Annotated in this window: 1 tRNA gene; it reads left to right on the forward strand. The window is 48.0% G+C overall.

The annotated features are described in order from the left end of the window. Nucleotides 1-128 precede the first annotated feature (128 nt). Nucleotides 129-215 (forward strand) — tRNA-Leu (locus VC35_RS28320). Nucleotides 216-254: the final 39 nt, after the last annotated feature.

The following is a 254-nucleotide window of genomic DNA, read 5'->3' on the forward strand; positions in this document are numbered from 1 at the left end:
AAAAACCCGCGAAAGCGGGTTTTTGCATTTTTGACCACTGGTTTATTATTTTTAGAATCAGGGGTTTACAGATCAAAACGCTCTCCGTATAGTGCGCCACATCAACAGCGGCAACGCTGAAGATGAATGCCCAGATGGTGAAATTGGTAGACACGCCAGCTTCAGGTGCTGGTGACCGCAAGGTCGTGGAAGTTCGAGTCTTCTTCTGGGCACCAATTTCGAGCTTGAGATTACACAAAAACCCGCGAAAGCGG

Source organism: Pseudomonas fluorescens (assembly GCF_000967965.1).
Lineage (GTDB): Bacteria > Pseudomonadota > Gammaproteobacteria > Pseudomonadales > Pseudomonadaceae > Aquipseudomonas > Aquipseudomonas grandcourensis.